Source organism: Pseudomonas citronellolis (assembly GCF_029335315.1).
GTDB classification, from domain to species: domain Bacteria; phylum Pseudomonadota; class Gammaproteobacteria; order Pseudomonadales; family Pseudomonadaceae; genus Pseudomonas; species Pseudomonas citronellolis_A.
In genome coordinates this window covers 1-12,465 of sequence record NZ_JARJLT010000416.1, presented here as the reverse complement: position 1 = coordinate 12,465, position 12,465 = coordinate 1, and the positions used below count along the sequence as shown (strand labels likewise).

Here is a 12,465-nt window from a genome sequence, read left to right as displayed (position 1 = left end):
AGTCCGTTCGCGAGCAAGCTCGCTCCTACGAAGAACCCCGGCGACACGGCGCGCAGGACGTACAAGCGTTCACGGTCGACAGTAGAAATGACACAGTTATTCACAAGTGTTCTTGAGTATCTCTTTCAAATGCGAACGCATTTCATATAAATTTCCGCTTTTGCCTACCCCGTTCTGGGGCGATTTCTGCCAGACGATGAGAACTTCCATGCGCCGACCCGCATTCCCGCACCGCTTCCCGCAGGGGCAACCATGAGCGGCAAGGGCCGCCTAGGCGCGCTGCTCGGCGCGCGCATCCTCTCCGCGCTGTTCGGCGGCTACGCCCTGGCCTACACCAGCACGGCCTTCCTCAGCGTGTACCTGCCGCTGGCCCGCGCCGACCGCGTGGCCTTCGCCAGCCTGGCCTGCTTCCTGGTCTGGGTGGTGGCCATCCTCTACGTGTTCGCCGCGCGCAGCACCTGGCGCGCCTGCCTGGTGCCGGCGCTGCTGAGCGCCGCACTGGCGCTGGCGGCGTTCCTGCCCCACGACCTCGGGGTGCGCCCATGAGCCTGCGCCAGTCGATGTCCGGGCTGCACACCTGGAGCGGCCTGCTGATCAGCTGGCTGCTGTTCGTCGTGGTGTTCTCCGGCAGCCTGTCGTGCTTCGACAAGGAACTGACCCGCTGGATGCTCCCGCAACTGCACGAAACCGGCGCGCCGCAGGTGGACGTCGACCAGGTCCACGCCGCGCTGGTCGAGCGCGCGCCCAAGGCCCACGCCTACTGGATGCTCCCGCCCAGCGAACGGATGCCCTACTGGACCGCCGGCTGGGTGCCCAGCGACCTCAGCGAGTTCAAGTCCTTCCTGCTCGACGCGCAGACCGGCGAGCAACTGCCGCAGACCGTCGGCGGGCAGTTCTTCTTCGACCTGCACTATGGCCTGCACGCCGGCATGCCGGGCATCTACATCGTCGGCGTGGCCGGGATGTTCATGCTGGTGGCGCTGTTCAGCGGGGTGATCGTCCACCGGCGCATCTTCAAGGACTTCTTCACCCTGCGACCGAAGGCGGCGAAGCAGCGCGCCTGGCTCGACGCGCACAACGTGCTCGGGGTGATCGGCCTGCCGTTCCACCTGCTGCTGGCCTACACCGGACTGGTGATCTTCATCACCCTGTACATGACCGCCGGCATCAAGGTCGCCTACAAGGGCGACATGGAGCGCTTCGAAACCGAAGTGCAGCACGCCTTCGACCGCGACGAGCTGGGCCGCCCGGCGCGCCCGCCGAAGCCGCTGGCGCCGATGCTGGAGCGCGCCCGGCAGCTGTGGGGCGACGACAGCCAGGTCGGCTGGATCAACCTCGAACACCCGAACGACGCCTCGTCCATGCTGCAGGTGCGCAAGGCCGTGGACTCGCGCCTGGTGAACGACCAGCGCACGGTCTCCTTCGACGCCGGCAGCGGCGCGCTGCTGCACGTGCAGCCGGCCTACGCCACCGGTTACCAGACCTACGCCTGGCTCACCGGCCTGCACATGGCGCAGTTCGGCGGCCCCCTGCTGCGCGTGCTGTACCTGCTGCTGGGGTTGTCCGGCTGCGCGATGATCCTCGGCGGCCTGCAGGTCTGGGTGGCCAAGCGCGAAGCCCGCGGCAGCGCCGGCCTGGCGCTGGTGCGCACGCTCAACGCGGCGGTCTGCGGCGGCCTGCCGCTGGCCAGCCTCGGCCTGCTGGCGGCCTCGCGGCTGCTGCCGGTCGACCTCGCCCAGCGCGGCCGCTGGGAAGCCACGAGCTTCGTGGCGGTCTGGCTGCTGGCCCTGCTGCACGCGCTGTGGCGCCAAGGCAGCGGCCGGGTGGCCCGTGAACAGGCGATCGGCGCCGCCGTGCTGGCCCTCGGCTTGCCGCTGCTGGGGCTGTTCGGCCCCGAGCCCGGTCGGCTGACCAACAGCCTGGCGCGCGGCGACTGGATGCTCGCCGGGGTCGACTTCGCCCTGCTGTTCACCGGGTTGCTGTGCGCCGCCCTGGCCTGGCGCCTGGGCCGCCCGCAGGCGCCGCTGGCGAAGGCGCGCCGACGCGAGCGCGTGGAAGGGGAGTACGCCTGATGCTGCTGGTGTTCGGACTCAACCTGCTGGCCCTGGCCGCCGCCTGCCTGGGCCTGGCCCGGCATCACCGCGAACTGTTCGGCGCCGCGCCGAGCCCGGCCCGGGTGCGCCTGCTGCGTGGCGTGGCGCTGGTCGACGGGGCGCTGGCGCTCGCCTATTGCATCCACCTGCTGGGCGTCGAGCACGGGCTGATCTACTGGGCCTGCCTGCTGATGCTCGCCGCCGCCGCCCTGGTCGCGCTGCTGGCCTGGCTGCCGCGTCTGGCGCTGCCGGTGGCGGCGGGGGTGCCGCTGCTGGGTGGGCTGGTCGCCGTTTTCGGCTGAAGCGCGGATAAGCGGCGTATAACCGCGAACGGTTATACGCCCTACACCAAGGTGCAGCCTGACGTAGGGCGAATAACGCTCCGCGTTATCCGCCGTTTGACCCTGATATCAGGCCGAGCCTTGGTCGAACTTGGCGCCGGTCGCTGCGCCAAACGCCGCGCGGTACTCGCCGGGCGTGGCGCCCAGGGCGGCGCGGAAGCGGTTGCTGAAGTGGCTGGCGCTGGAGAAGCCGCAGGCCAGGGCCACCTCGCCCAGCGGCAGGGCGCCGTGGCGCAGCAGCTCGCAGGCGCGGGCCAGGCGGCGGATCAGCACGTACTGGTGCGGCGGCATGCCGAAGCTTTCGCGGAACATCCGCGCGAAATGATATTCCGACAGGGCCGCCAAGGCCGCCAACTGGCCCAGGCTGAGCGGGTCGGCGAGATTCTGCTCGATGTACTCGCACAGCCGCCGGCGCAGCGCCGGGGCCAGGCCGCCCTTCAGGCGCAGGCCGTCGCGGCGGCCGACCTGGGTCAGCAGCGCGTGGTCGATGATCGCCTGGGCCAGGCTGCTGGTGTGCAGGCGCTCGCCCGGTTCGTTCCAGTCCAGGCTCACCAGCTGGCGGAAGCGCATGGCCTGCTGCGGGTCGTCGAGGAAGGTGTTCTCGCGCAGATGCAGCTCGCGTGGCTCGCGATCGAGCAACTGCACGCAGCCGAGGGCGAAGCGCTCGGGGCTGAAGTACAGGTGGGCCAGGCGGATGTCGCCGTTGACGATCCACGAGGCTTCCTCGCCGGCCGGCATGATGCACAGCTTGTCCGGCGCGCCCTTGGCGCCGGGGGCGCCACGGCGGAAGGTGCCGGTGCCGCCTTCCAGGTAGCAGGACAGCGTGTGGTGACCGGGCGAGAAGTAGTCGCGGGCGTCGTGGCGGTTGCTCCATTGCGCAGCCGACAGCCCGTCGCCCAGCTCGGCGCAACGCTCCAGGCGGGCGTTGGGCGAGCTGTGCATCGACTGGAAAACCTGTAGCTGTTCGATGGCGGACATGCGGCGACTCCTGTTGCCTACCACTCTACCCGCGCCCGCGCGCCCCGGAAGCCCCGGCGGACGAATAAGCGCAAGAATCTGCAAGCGGCGCCCGACGGCGGCGGCGGACACTGGCCGGGTGTAACCGGAGTCCGCCATGAACCTTTCGCTCTATCTGCTCACCGTGCTCATCTGGGGCACCACCTGGATCGCCATCAAGCTACAAGTGGGGACGGTGGCCATCCCGCTGTCGATCGCCTACCGCTTCGCCCTGGCGGCGCTGCTGCTGTTCGCCGTCCTGCTGCTCAGCCGCCGCCTGCAAGCGCTGGGCCGGCGCGGCCAGGCGCTGTGCCTGGCGCAGGGTTTGTGCCTGTTCTGCGTGAACTTCCTGTGCTTCTACACCGCCAGCCAGTGGATACCCAGCGGGCTGATCGCCGTGGTGTTCTCCACCGCCACCCTGTGGAACGCGCTGAACGCGCGGCTGTTCTTCGGCCAGCGGATCGCCGCCAATGTCGCCGGCGGCGGCGCCCTCGGCCTGCTCGGCCTGGGGTTGCTGTTCTGGCCGGAGCTGAGTGGCCGCGCGGCCAGCCGCGAGACCCTCTACGGCCTCGGCCTGGCGCTGCTGGGCACGCTGTGCTTCTCCGCCGGCAACCTGCTGTCCACCCTGCAGCAGAAGGCCAGGCTGCGGCCGCTGAGCACCAACGCCTGGGGCATGTTCTATGGTGCGCTGCTCCTGCTGGCGATCTGCCTGGTGCAGGGCGTGCCCTTCACCTTCGACACCAGCCCGCGCTACGTCGGCTCGCTGCTGTACCTGGCGATTCCCGGCTCGGTGATCGGCTTCACCGCCTACCTGACCCTGGTCGGGCGCATGGGCGCCGAGCGCGCGGCGTACTGCACGGTGCTGTTCCCGGTGGTGGCGCTGAACGTCTCGGCGTTCATGGAGGGCTACCAGTGGACCGCCCCGGCGCTGGCCGGGCTGGCGCTGGTGATGGCCGGCAACGTGCTGGTGTTCCGCAAGCCGAAGGCGGTTGGGGTGGGGCGGGTGGCGCGGGCGTGATTTACGTCGGTGCAGGGAATGTCCGGCGTGGCCGGTGGGCCCGATTCGCGGACAGAGTCCGCTCCTACGACCGTGCATCCCTTCGCGATTCGCGACCATCGTAGGGCGTATAACCGTTCGCGGTTATACGCCGTTGGCCGGAATACCGAAGCCCAGCAGGGACGGCGGATAACGCCGTAGGCGTTATGCGCCCTACGAACCTGCATTTCAGCGATGTCCCGGCGTAGGAGCGAGTGCCCTCAGGCCTTCCACACCTGCGGGTTGACCAGGTTCTTCGGGCGTTCGCCGCGCAGCGCCGCCTCGAAGTTGTCCAGCGCGCATTCGGCCATGGCGCGGCGGGTCTCGTGGGTGGCCGAGCCGATGTGCGGCAGGGTCACCGCGTTGGGCAGGGCGAACAGCGGCGACTCGGCCAGCGGTTCCTTCTCGTACACGTCCAGGCCGGCGGCGAGGATGCGTTTTTCCTGCAGCGCCTCGACCAGCGCCGCCTCGTCGACCACCTGGCCACGGGCGATGTTCACCAGGATGGCGCTGGGCTTCATCAGTTCCAGCTCGCGCTTGCCGATCAGCTTGCGGGTGGCGTCGGACAGCGGCACCACCACGCAGACGAAGTCGGCCTCGCCGAGCAGCTCGTCGAAGCCGCAGAAGCGTGCGCCGAAGCGTTGCTCCAGTTCCGGCTTGCGGCTGTTGCCGTGGTAGAGGATGTCCATGCCGAAGCCGAAGTGGCCGCGCTGGGCGATGGCCGCGCCGATGCGCCCGAGGCCGAGGATGCCGAGCTTCTTGCCGTGCACGTCGACGCCGAACTGCTGGGCGTCCACGGTGCGCTTCCACTGCCCGGCCTTGGTCCAGGCGTCCAGCTCGGCGGTGCGTCGGGCGGCGGCCATGATCAGGGCGAAGCCGAGGTCGGCGGTGGTTTCGGTGAGCACGTCCGGGGTGTTGGTCAGGGCGATGCCGCGCTGGTTCAGGTAGCCCAGGTCGTAGTTGTCGTAGCCCACCGAGACGCTGGAGATCACCTGCAGCTGGCCGGCCTGGGCCAGTTGCTTCTCGCCCAGCGGGCGGCCGACGCCGATCATACCGTGGGCCTGGGGCAGGGCGGCGGCGAGTTGCGCATCGACATCGCCCTGCTTGGGATCGAGGACGCTGACGTTGAATTGCGCGCGCAGGCGCTCGAGGTGTTCGGGCGCCAGGCGGCTGAAGACGAAGACGTTCTTTTTCATGGTCTGAAGGCAACGACGGACGGACGGGAAGGCAACCCTAGCATCCCCGCCACCGCTCCTGGCAAGCCTGGAAGGCGGGCGGCGGGGATTGCGGGCGGTTATCGGGCGCCGCTCAGGGCGAAAGGTTACGGCCGACCATGCCGGCCTCGTCGGCCTGCAGCACGCCGGGCAGGTTCTCGCGCAGGTAGCCGACCCAGGTCTTGATCTTGGCGTCCAGGTACTGGCGCGACGGGTACAGGGCGTAGACGTTGAGCAGCTGCAGCTTGTAGTGCGGCAGCACGCGCACCAGCGAGCCGTCCTCCAGGCCTTCCAGCGCCGAATACACCGGCAGCGCGCCGATGCCCATGCCGCAGCGGATCGCCTCGGTCATGGCGTCGCCGACGTTGACCTGGAAGGTCGGCGGGCCGACGGTGATCATTTCCTGGCCGTTGGGGCCTTCGAACAGCCACTTGTCCAGGGCCAGCACCGGGCTGACCAGGCGCAGGCAGTCGTGCTCCATCAGGTCGCTGGGGGTGCGCGGCGCGCCGCGCGCCTCTATATAGGACGGCGAGGCGCAGAGCACGCTGTAGGTTTCGCCGATGCGTTGCGACACCAGGCCGGAGTCGGGCAGCTCGGTGGCGACCACGATGGCCACGTCGAAGCCTTCGTCGAGCAGGTCCGGCACGCGGTTGGCCATGGTCAGCTCGAAGCTCACCTCCGGGTGCTGCTGGCGGTAGCCGGCGATGGCGCGGATCACGTAGTGCTGGCCGATGCCGGTCATCGAGTGCACGCGCAGGCGCCCGGCGGGGCGCGCGTGGGCGTCGCCGGCCTCGGCCTCGGCTTCCTCGACGTAGGCGAGGATCTGTTCGCAGCGCAGCAGGTAGCGCTGGCCGGCTTCGGTCAGCGCGATGCGCCGGGTGGTGCGGTTGAGCAGGCGCGCGCGCAGGTGGGTTTCCAGGTTCGCCACGGCCCGCGAGACGTAGGCGGTGGTGGTGCCCAGCTGCAGGGCCGCGGCGGTGAAGCTGCCGGTTTCGGCCACGCAGGCGAAGGCGCGCATGGTTTGCAGTGTGTCCATTCAGAGCCCCCCGGGCACGAAAGCGTGGTCTATTGTCACATGGGGCGGGCGGTCGCATTGTTTCATTATCGGTAATAAAGATTCACAAATTGGCCGTCTTATCGCTTGACCCCCGCGTCCCTAGAATTTAACTCGCCGGAACCGTGCGCTCCGGCTTCCTCTAAGCTGAATTGCGTGCCCACCCCCCAGGACCCTCAACCGTGTCGCGTCACCTCGTGAAAGGACTGGCGTTCGTCGGCTCCTTTGTCGTTTTCTCAACAATCGCCGGTTGCATCAGCACCCATGGCATCGCCCCGCAGGAACAGCGCCTGGGCGACAGCCAGCTGGCCACCGACGCCGCCATCCAGTCCGCCAACCACGATGCGAAGTGGCCGGCCGAGCAGTGGTGGCGCGCCTATGGCGACCCGCAGCTGAACACCTGGGTGCAGACCGCCCTGGACAGCAGCCCGACCCTGACCGAGGCCGAGGCGCGCGTGCGCATGGCCCTGTCCATGGCCGGGGTGGCCGAGTCCGCCGAGTCGCCGCAGGTCAGCGCCGACGCCTCGTTGCTGCGTCACCGTTGGCCCACCGACTATTTCTATGGCCCGGGCGACCTGGCCAGCACCACCTCGTGGAACAACAACGCCGCGCTGGGCTTCACCTACGACCTCGACCTCTGGGGCCGTGATCGCAGCAACACCGAGCGCTACATGAACGTGGCCTACATGACCGCCGCCGAGGCGCGCATGGCCCAGCTGGAGCTGGAGAGCAACCTCGTCAGCGCCTACATCCAGATGTCCCTGCAGTACGCCGAGCTGGACATCGCCGAAGCCATGCTCGAACAGCAGCAGCAGATTCTCTCCCTGGCCCAGCGGCGCCTGTCCGGTGGCCTGGGCACCCAGTTCGAGGTCAGCGAGGCCGAAGTGCCGCTGCCGGAAACCAAGCGCAAGATCGACGCCATCGAGGAGGCCATCGCCCTTTCGCGCAACCAGATCGCCGCCCTGGCCGGCAAGGGCCCTGGCGCCGGCGCCGGCATCCAGCGGCCGAAGCTGACCCTGGCGAAGACCCCGGGCCTGCCCAGCGCGCTGCCGCTGGAACTGCTGGGCCGGCGTCCGGACGTGGTCGCCATGCGCTGGAAGGTCGCCGCCCAGGCCAAGGGCGTGGACGTCGCCCGCGCCGAGTTCTATCCCAACGTCGACCTGGTCGCCAGCCTCGGCTACAGCGCGGTCGGCGGCGGCATGCTGGAATTCCTCACCGGCAACAAGTTCACCTACAGCGTCGGCCCGGCGGTGTCCCTGCCGATCTTCGACGGCGGCCGCCGGCGTTCCGAGCTGGGCCAGGAGTCGGCCGGCTACGACGCCGCCGTGGCGCAGTACAACCAGACCCTGGTGAAGGCGCTCAAGGGCATTTCCGACCAGCTGATCCGCACCCATTCCATGGAGAAGCAGCAGGAACTGGCCGAGCAGTCGGTGGCCTCGGCGCAGAAGACCTACGACATCGCCAGCAAGGCGTTCCGTGGCGGCCTGACCGACTACCTGCACGTGCTCAACGCGCAGACCCGGCTGTTCCAGCAGCAACTGACCCTGCAGCAGGTGCGCGCCGCGCGCCTGGAAACCCATGCCGGCCTGGTGGTCGCCCTGGGCGGCGGCCTGATGGCGCCGAAGGATGGGCCGGGCGAGAAGAAGATGGTGCCCGAGACCGTTTCCGTGCGCCCGCTGAGCGAGCGCTGAGATGGCCTCCAGCCAAGCCCTGACGCCCCGCTCGCCGCTCGACGAGGTGCGCCGCGCCTGCTTCGAGTGGGCGCGCAGCGACGGCGTGCTCTGGGTCTACATCGCCAAGCTGCTGCTGGCCGCCATGCTCACCCTGTGGCTGGCCATGCGCCTGGAACTGCCGCAGCCGAGCACCGCGACCATCACCGTGTTCATCGTGATGCAGCCGCAGAGCGGCCAGGTGTTCGCCAAGAGCTTCTACCGCATCCTCGGCAGCGTCATCGGCCTGACCGTGATGGTCGCGCTGATCGCCGTGTTCGCCCAGGAGCGGGTGCTGTTCCTGCTGGTGGTGTCGCTCTGGGTCGGCATCTGCACCGCCGGCGCCGCGCGCTACCGCGACTTCCGCTCCTACGCCTGCGTGCTGGCCGGCTACACCGCGACCCTGATCGGCCTGCCCGCCACCCTGCACCCCGAAGCCGCGTTCATGTCGGCGATCTGGCGGGTGGTGGAAATCAGCCTGGGCATCCTCGTGTCCACGGCGGTCAGCGCGGTGATCCTCCCGCAGACCTCCGCGGCGGCCATGCGCAACGCCCTGTACCAGCGTTTCGGCGCCTTCGCCTGGTTCGTCCTCGACAACCTCGGCGGCGGCCAGCGCCAGCGCTTCGAGGCGGCCAACGTGAACTTCGCGTCCCAGGCCGTGGGCCTGGAAACGCTGCGCACCGCGACCATGTTCGAAGACCCGCACATGCGCCTGCGTGGCGGTCGCCTGGCACGCCTGAACAACGAATTCATGGTCCTGACCACCCGCTACCACGCCCTGCACCAGCTGCTCGAACGCCTGCGCGTACAGGACAGCCGCCGCGTGCTGGAGGCCCTGGAGCCGTGCCTGGACCTGCTGCGCGACATGCTCCTGCCGTGGAAGGGCAAGTCGCTCACCGACCGCGACGCGGCGGTGCTCGTCGAGCAGCTCGCGGCGCAACGCCAGGAAATGATGCAGCGCATCCGCCAGGCCCGCGCCGAACTGCGCGAGAAGGTCCAGGAAGTCGCCGAACGGCTGGACTTCAACACCGCCGGCGAGCTGATCTACCGCCTGGTCGCCGACCTGCACGACTACGCCCTGACCCACGCCTCGCTGGCCGAGCACCGCCACGAGCGGGAGAACTGGAAATTCGGTTTCTCGCCCAAGGCCAACCTGGTCGGCGCGCTGGTCGCCGGCGGCCGCACCGCGGTGATGGTGCTGCTGTTCGGGGTGTTCTGGATCGAGACCGCCTGGCCCAGCGGCAGCACCTTCGTGCTCAACGCCGCCGCCGTCGCGGCGCTGGTCTCGGCCGCGCCGGACCCGTCGAAGATGGCCGCGCAGATGGCCGTGGGCACCTTCTTCGCGGCGATCCTGGGCTTTGCCGAAACCTACTTCGTGTTCCCCCACCTGGACGGTTTCCCGCTGCTCTGCGTGGCCATCGCCCCGGTGTTCGTGATCGGCGCCTACCTGTCGGTGAAACCGGCCTACGCCGGCTACGGCATGGGCCTGCTGATCTTCTTCTGCTTCGGCGCCATCCCGGCCAACATGACCGTCTACGACGCCGGCCGCACCCTCAACGAGTACATCGCCCTGGTGCTCTCGCAGGGCGCGGCGGCGGTGCTCGTCGGCGTGCTCCTGCCGCCTACGGCCGCCTGGCTCTGGCGGCGCCTGGAGAAAGACCTGCGGATGCGCGTGGTGCAGGCCATCAGCGGCAAGCTCAGCGGCCTGGGCGCGACCTTCGAAAGCGCCACCCGCGACCTGATGAACCAGGCCTACGGCCTCGCCGCGCGGCGCCCGGACGTGCAGCGCAGCCTGCTGCGCTGGATGTTCCTGGTGCTGGAAGTGGGCCACTCGATCATCGAACTGCGCGAAGAACAGGAACGCCTGCCCGACGAGCCCTGCTACGCCGAGAGCATGCCCTGGCGCCAGGCCATCCGCAGCATGGGCCGCGCGCTGATCCGCCTGTTCGTGCAGCCCGACGAGGCCAACCGCGAACGCGCGCTGGCCGCCGTCGAGCACGCCATACTCACCACCAAGGCCACCGAGGAGCCGTGCGCGCCGGACTTCGAGAGTTCGCCCCTGCGCCGGGTGGTCAGCTACCTGCACTTCATCCGCACCACGCTGCTCGACCCGCAGTCGCCGCTGCGTGACGCCAGCCAAGGAAACGCCCGCCATGCTGCTTGACGATCTGCCCCGGGAGATCGCTTTCCACGGGGTCTACATGCCGACCCTCACCGTGCTCTTCGTGGTCGCGGCGGTGATCTGCTGGGGCCTCGACCGCGTCTTCGCCTCCATCGGCCTGTACCGCTTCACCTGGCACCCGGCGCTGTTCCGCGTGTGCCTGTTCGCCTGCCTGTTCGGCGGCCTGTCCCTGACCGTCTACCGATAACGAGCCAGTTACCATGACCTTGAAATCCGTCTTCAGCCTGCTGGCGACCCTGATCATCCTGGTGGTCGCCGTGTTCATCGGCCGCACCCTCTGGGTGAACTACATGGACACCCCCTGGACCCGCGACGGCCGCGTGCGCGCCGACATCATCAACGTCGCCGCCGACGTCTCCGGCGTGGTGGTCGACGTGCCGGTGCGCGACAACCAGCAAGTGAAGAAGGGCGACCTGCTGATGCAGATCGACCCCGACCATTACCGCATCGCCGTGAAACAGGCCGAAGCCCAGGTCGCCTCGCGCCTGGCCACCCTGAAGATGCGCCAGCTCAACGCCAAGCGCCGCGCGGCGATGGACAACGAAGTGGTCTCGCGGGAAAGCCTGGACGACGCCAGCAACACCGCCGCCGCCTCCGAGGCCGACTACCAGCAGGCCCTGGCCGCGCTGGACGCCGCCAAGCTGAACCTGGAACGCACCCAGGTGCGCGCCTCGGTGGATGGCTACGTGACCAACCTCAACGTGCACCGCGGCGACTACGCCCGGGTGGGCGAGGCGAAGATGGCGGTGGTCGACCAGAACTCCTACTGGGTCTACGGCTACTTCGAGGAAACCAAGCTGCCGCACATCGCCGTGGGCGACCCGGCCGAGCTGCAGCTGATGAGCGGCCAGCGCCTGAAGGGCCACGTGGAAAGCATCGCCCGCGCCATCTACGACCGCGACAACCCGGAAAGCCGCGAGCTGGTGGCCGACGTCAACCCGACCTTCAACTGGGTGCGCCTGGCCCAGCGCGTGCCGGTGCGCATCCACATCGACGACGTGCCGGACGGCGTGCTGCTGGCGGCGGGCATCACCACCACGGTGATCGTCAACCCGGGCCGCGAGGACGAACAACGCGAGCAGGGGGCTGCGGCTCCGGCGCAGTGACTTTCTCGCGGTAGCGAAAACGGGAGCCTTGGCTCCCGTTTTCTTTTTTGCGCACCGGAATAATCCGTAGGGATGGTGCGCCCCTTCCACGGAGCGTAGGGCGGATAACCGTTCGCGGTTATCCGCCGCTACCGAGCCCCCGGGCCTGTACCGGCATCGGCGGATGCGGCGGATAACGCTGGCGCGTTATGCGCCCTACACCCAGGCGGGCCGCCGTCGATTGACACATCCCCGCCTCACGCCCTACCGTTGCTCCGCCGCCCAATGGGGCGGTGCGGGATTGGCGTCTCGTAACAGTGGAAGGTTTCGGCTTTTGGCAGCGAAATCTCGCATGGTCGCGTCTGTGCTATGGACGGGCCGTGCAGGGCATCTTCGGATGCACCGGTCCTCTGTTCCGGCACGCCAACCTGCTCGGTCCGTCCTCCCTGATTGGCGTCAGGAAGGGCGAAGTACTTCTTCCAACAGAGACTTCACCTAAATGACTATCTCACTGCTTTCCAAATCCGCTTCGAACCTCGACCTCCTCGATGCGGCCTACAGCCGTCAGGTGGCCGCCCGCGACCTGCTGCGCGTGCTGGCCGGCGCGAAGGACCTTGGCTGCCCAGCGCCAGCGGTGCTGGCCAACGCCCTGGGCGCCGCGCAACTGCTGGTCGAGGACGCCACCCGCCTGTACGAGCGCGCCACCGACCAACCCTGAGGGCAGGGCGCACTCTCGCCCTGCGGACCAAAGCCAA

General features: G+C 68.9%; 12 protein-coding genes. 9 read left to right on the top strand and 3 right to left on the bottom strand.

What is annotated here, in order from left to right; genetic code table 11:
- Window positions 1-252 precede the first annotated feature (252 nt).
- Genes P3W75_RS31560 through P3W75_RS31550 form a run of 3 tightly spaced genes read left to right on the top strand, consistent with a single transcriptional unit; the run spans window position 253 to window position 2,395 of the window.
- Window positions 253-546, top strand: a complete 294-nt coding sequence (locus P3W75_RS31560) for a DUF3649 domain-containing protein (RefSeq protein WP_276231264.1) — start codon at window positions 253-255, stop codon at window positions 544-546.
- Window positions 543-2,072: a PepSY-associated TM helix domain-containing protein gene (locus P3W75_RS31555; RefSeq protein WP_276231263.1), complete on the top strand. Its 1,530-nt coding sequence runs from the start codon at window positions 543-545 to the stop codon at window positions 2,070-2,072. The genes P3W75_RS31560 and P3W75_RS31555 overlap by 4 nt, the downstream gene beginning before the upstream one ends.
- Complete coding sequence (locus P3W75_RS31550; protein ID WP_276231262.1) at window positions 2,072-2,395, top strand: DUF3325 domain-containing protein; 324 nt, start codon at window positions 2,072-2,074, stop codon at window positions 2,393-2,395. The genes P3W75_RS31555 and P3W75_RS31550 overlap by 1 nt, the downstream gene beginning before the upstream one ends.
- 108 nt (window positions 2,396-2,503) lie before the next feature.
- Here the strand turns inward: P3W75_RS31550 and P3W75_RS31545 are convergent, their stop codons facing one another.
- Window positions 2,504-3,412, bottom strand: a complete 909-nt coding sequence (locus tag P3W75_RS31545; protein WP_276231261.1) for a helix-turn-helix domain-containing protein — start codon at window positions 3,410-3,412, stop codon at window positions 2,504-2,506.
- 136 nt (window positions 3,413-3,548) lie between these two features.
- Between P3W75_RS31545 and P3W75_RS31540 the strand changes: the two genes are divergently transcribed.
- A complete protein-coding gene (locus tag P3W75_RS31540) occupies window positions 3,549-4,448 on the top strand; it encodes a DMT family transporter (protein ID WP_276231260.1) in 900 nt (299 codons plus the stop codon).
- 239 nt (window positions 4,449-4,687) lie between these two features.
- Here P3W75_RS31540 and P3W75_RS31535 read toward each other — a convergent pair whose 3' ends face one another.
- Window positions 4,688-5,662 carry a 2-hydroxyacid dehydrogenase gene (locus P3W75_RS31535; protein WP_276231259.1) on the bottom strand — a complete coding sequence of 325 codons (975 nt, stop codon included), beginning with the start codon at window positions 5,660-5,662 and terminating at the stop codon, window positions 4,688-4,690.
- A 112-nt stretch (window positions 5,663-5,774) separates the two neighbouring features.
- Window positions 5,775-6,716, bottom strand: coding sequence for a LysR family transcriptional regulator (locus P3W75_RS31530; protein ID WP_276231258.1), 942 nt, complete (start codon window positions 6,714-6,716; stop codon window positions 5,775-5,777).
- 200 nt (window positions 6,717-6,916) lie between these two features.
- Here P3W75_RS31530 and P3W75_RS31525 point away from each other — a divergent pair, with 200 nt between their 5' ends.
- From P3W75_RS31525 to P3W75_RS31505, 5 genes are all read left to right on the top strand, one after another.
- A complete protein-coding gene (locus P3W75_RS31525; protein WP_430765432.1) occupies window positions 6,917-8,425 on the top strand; it encodes an efflux transporter outer membrane subunit in 1,509 nt (502 codons plus the stop codon).
- 1 nt (window position 8,426) lies between these two features.
- Complete coding sequence (locus P3W75_RS31520; RefSeq protein WP_276231257.1) at window positions 8,427-10,607, top strand: FUSC family protein; 2,181 nt, start codon at window positions 8,427-8,429, stop codon at window positions 10,605-10,607.
- 4 nt (window positions 10,608-10,611) lie between these two features.
- Window positions 10,612-10,812, top strand: a complete 201-nt coding sequence (locus P3W75_RS31515) for a DUF1656 domain-containing protein (protein WP_276231265.1) — start codon at window positions 10,612-10,614, stop codon at window positions 10,810-10,812.
- A gap of 13 nt (window positions 10,813-10,825) precedes the next feature.
- Window positions 10,826-11,731 carry an efflux RND transporter periplasmic adaptor subunit gene (locus P3W75_RS31510; protein WP_276231256.1) on the top strand — a complete coding sequence of 302 codons (906 nt, stop codon included), beginning with the start codon at window positions 10,826-10,828 and terminating at the stop codon, window positions 11,729-11,731.
- 478 nt (window positions 11,732-12,209) lie between these two features.
- Window positions 12,210-12,428, top strand: coding sequence for a hypothetical protein (locus tag P3W75_RS31505; RefSeq protein ID WP_276231255.1), 219 nt, complete (start codon window positions 12,210-12,212; stop codon window positions 12,426-12,428).
- The last annotated feature ends 37 nt before the right edge of the window (window positions 12,429-12,465 follow it).

Excerpts from the sequence above, each read along its gene's own strand:
- P3W75_RS31540 (WP_276231260.1), top strand. The coding sequence starts at position 3,549 with ATGAACCTTTCGCTCTATCTGCTCACCGTGCTCATCTGGGGCACCACC.
- P3W75_RS31545 (WP_276231261.1), bottom strand. The coding sequence starts at position 3,412 with ATGTCCGCCATCGAACAGCTACAGGTTTTCCAGTCGATGCACAGCTCG.
- P3W75_RS31510 (WP_276231256.1), top strand. The coding sequence starts at position 10,826 with ATGACCTTGAAATCCGTCTTCAGCCTGCTGGCGACCCTGATCATCCTG.
- P3W75_RS31505 (WP_276231255.1), top strand. The coding sequence starts at position 12,210 with ATGACTATCTCACTGCTTTCCAAATCCGCTTCGAACCTCGACCTCCTC.
- P3W75_RS31560 (WP_276231264.1), top strand. The coding sequence starts at position 253 with ATGAGCGGCAAGGGCCGCCTAGGCGCGCTGCTCGGCGCGCGCATCCTC.
- P3W75_RS31530 (WP_276231258.1), bottom strand. The coding sequence starts at position 6,716 with ATGGACACACTGCAAACCATGCGCGCCTTCGCCTGCGTGGCCGAAACC.
- P3W75_RS31555 (WP_276231263.1), top strand. The coding sequence starts at position 543 with ATGAGCCTGCGCCAGTCGATGTCCGGGCTGCACACCTGGAGCGGCCTG.
- P3W75_RS31550 (WP_276231262.1), top strand. The coding sequence starts at position 2,072 with ATGCTGCTGGTGTTCGGACTCAACCTGCTGGCCCTGGCCGCCGCCTGC.
- P3W75_RS31535 (WP_276231259.1), bottom strand. The coding sequence starts at position 5,662 with ATGAAAAAGAACGTCTTCGTCTTCAGCCGCCTGGCGCCCGAACACCTC.
- P3W75_RS31520 (WP_276231257.1), top strand. The coding sequence starts at position 8,427 with ATGGCCTCCAGCCAAGCCCTGACGCCCCGCTCGCCGCTCGACGAGGTG.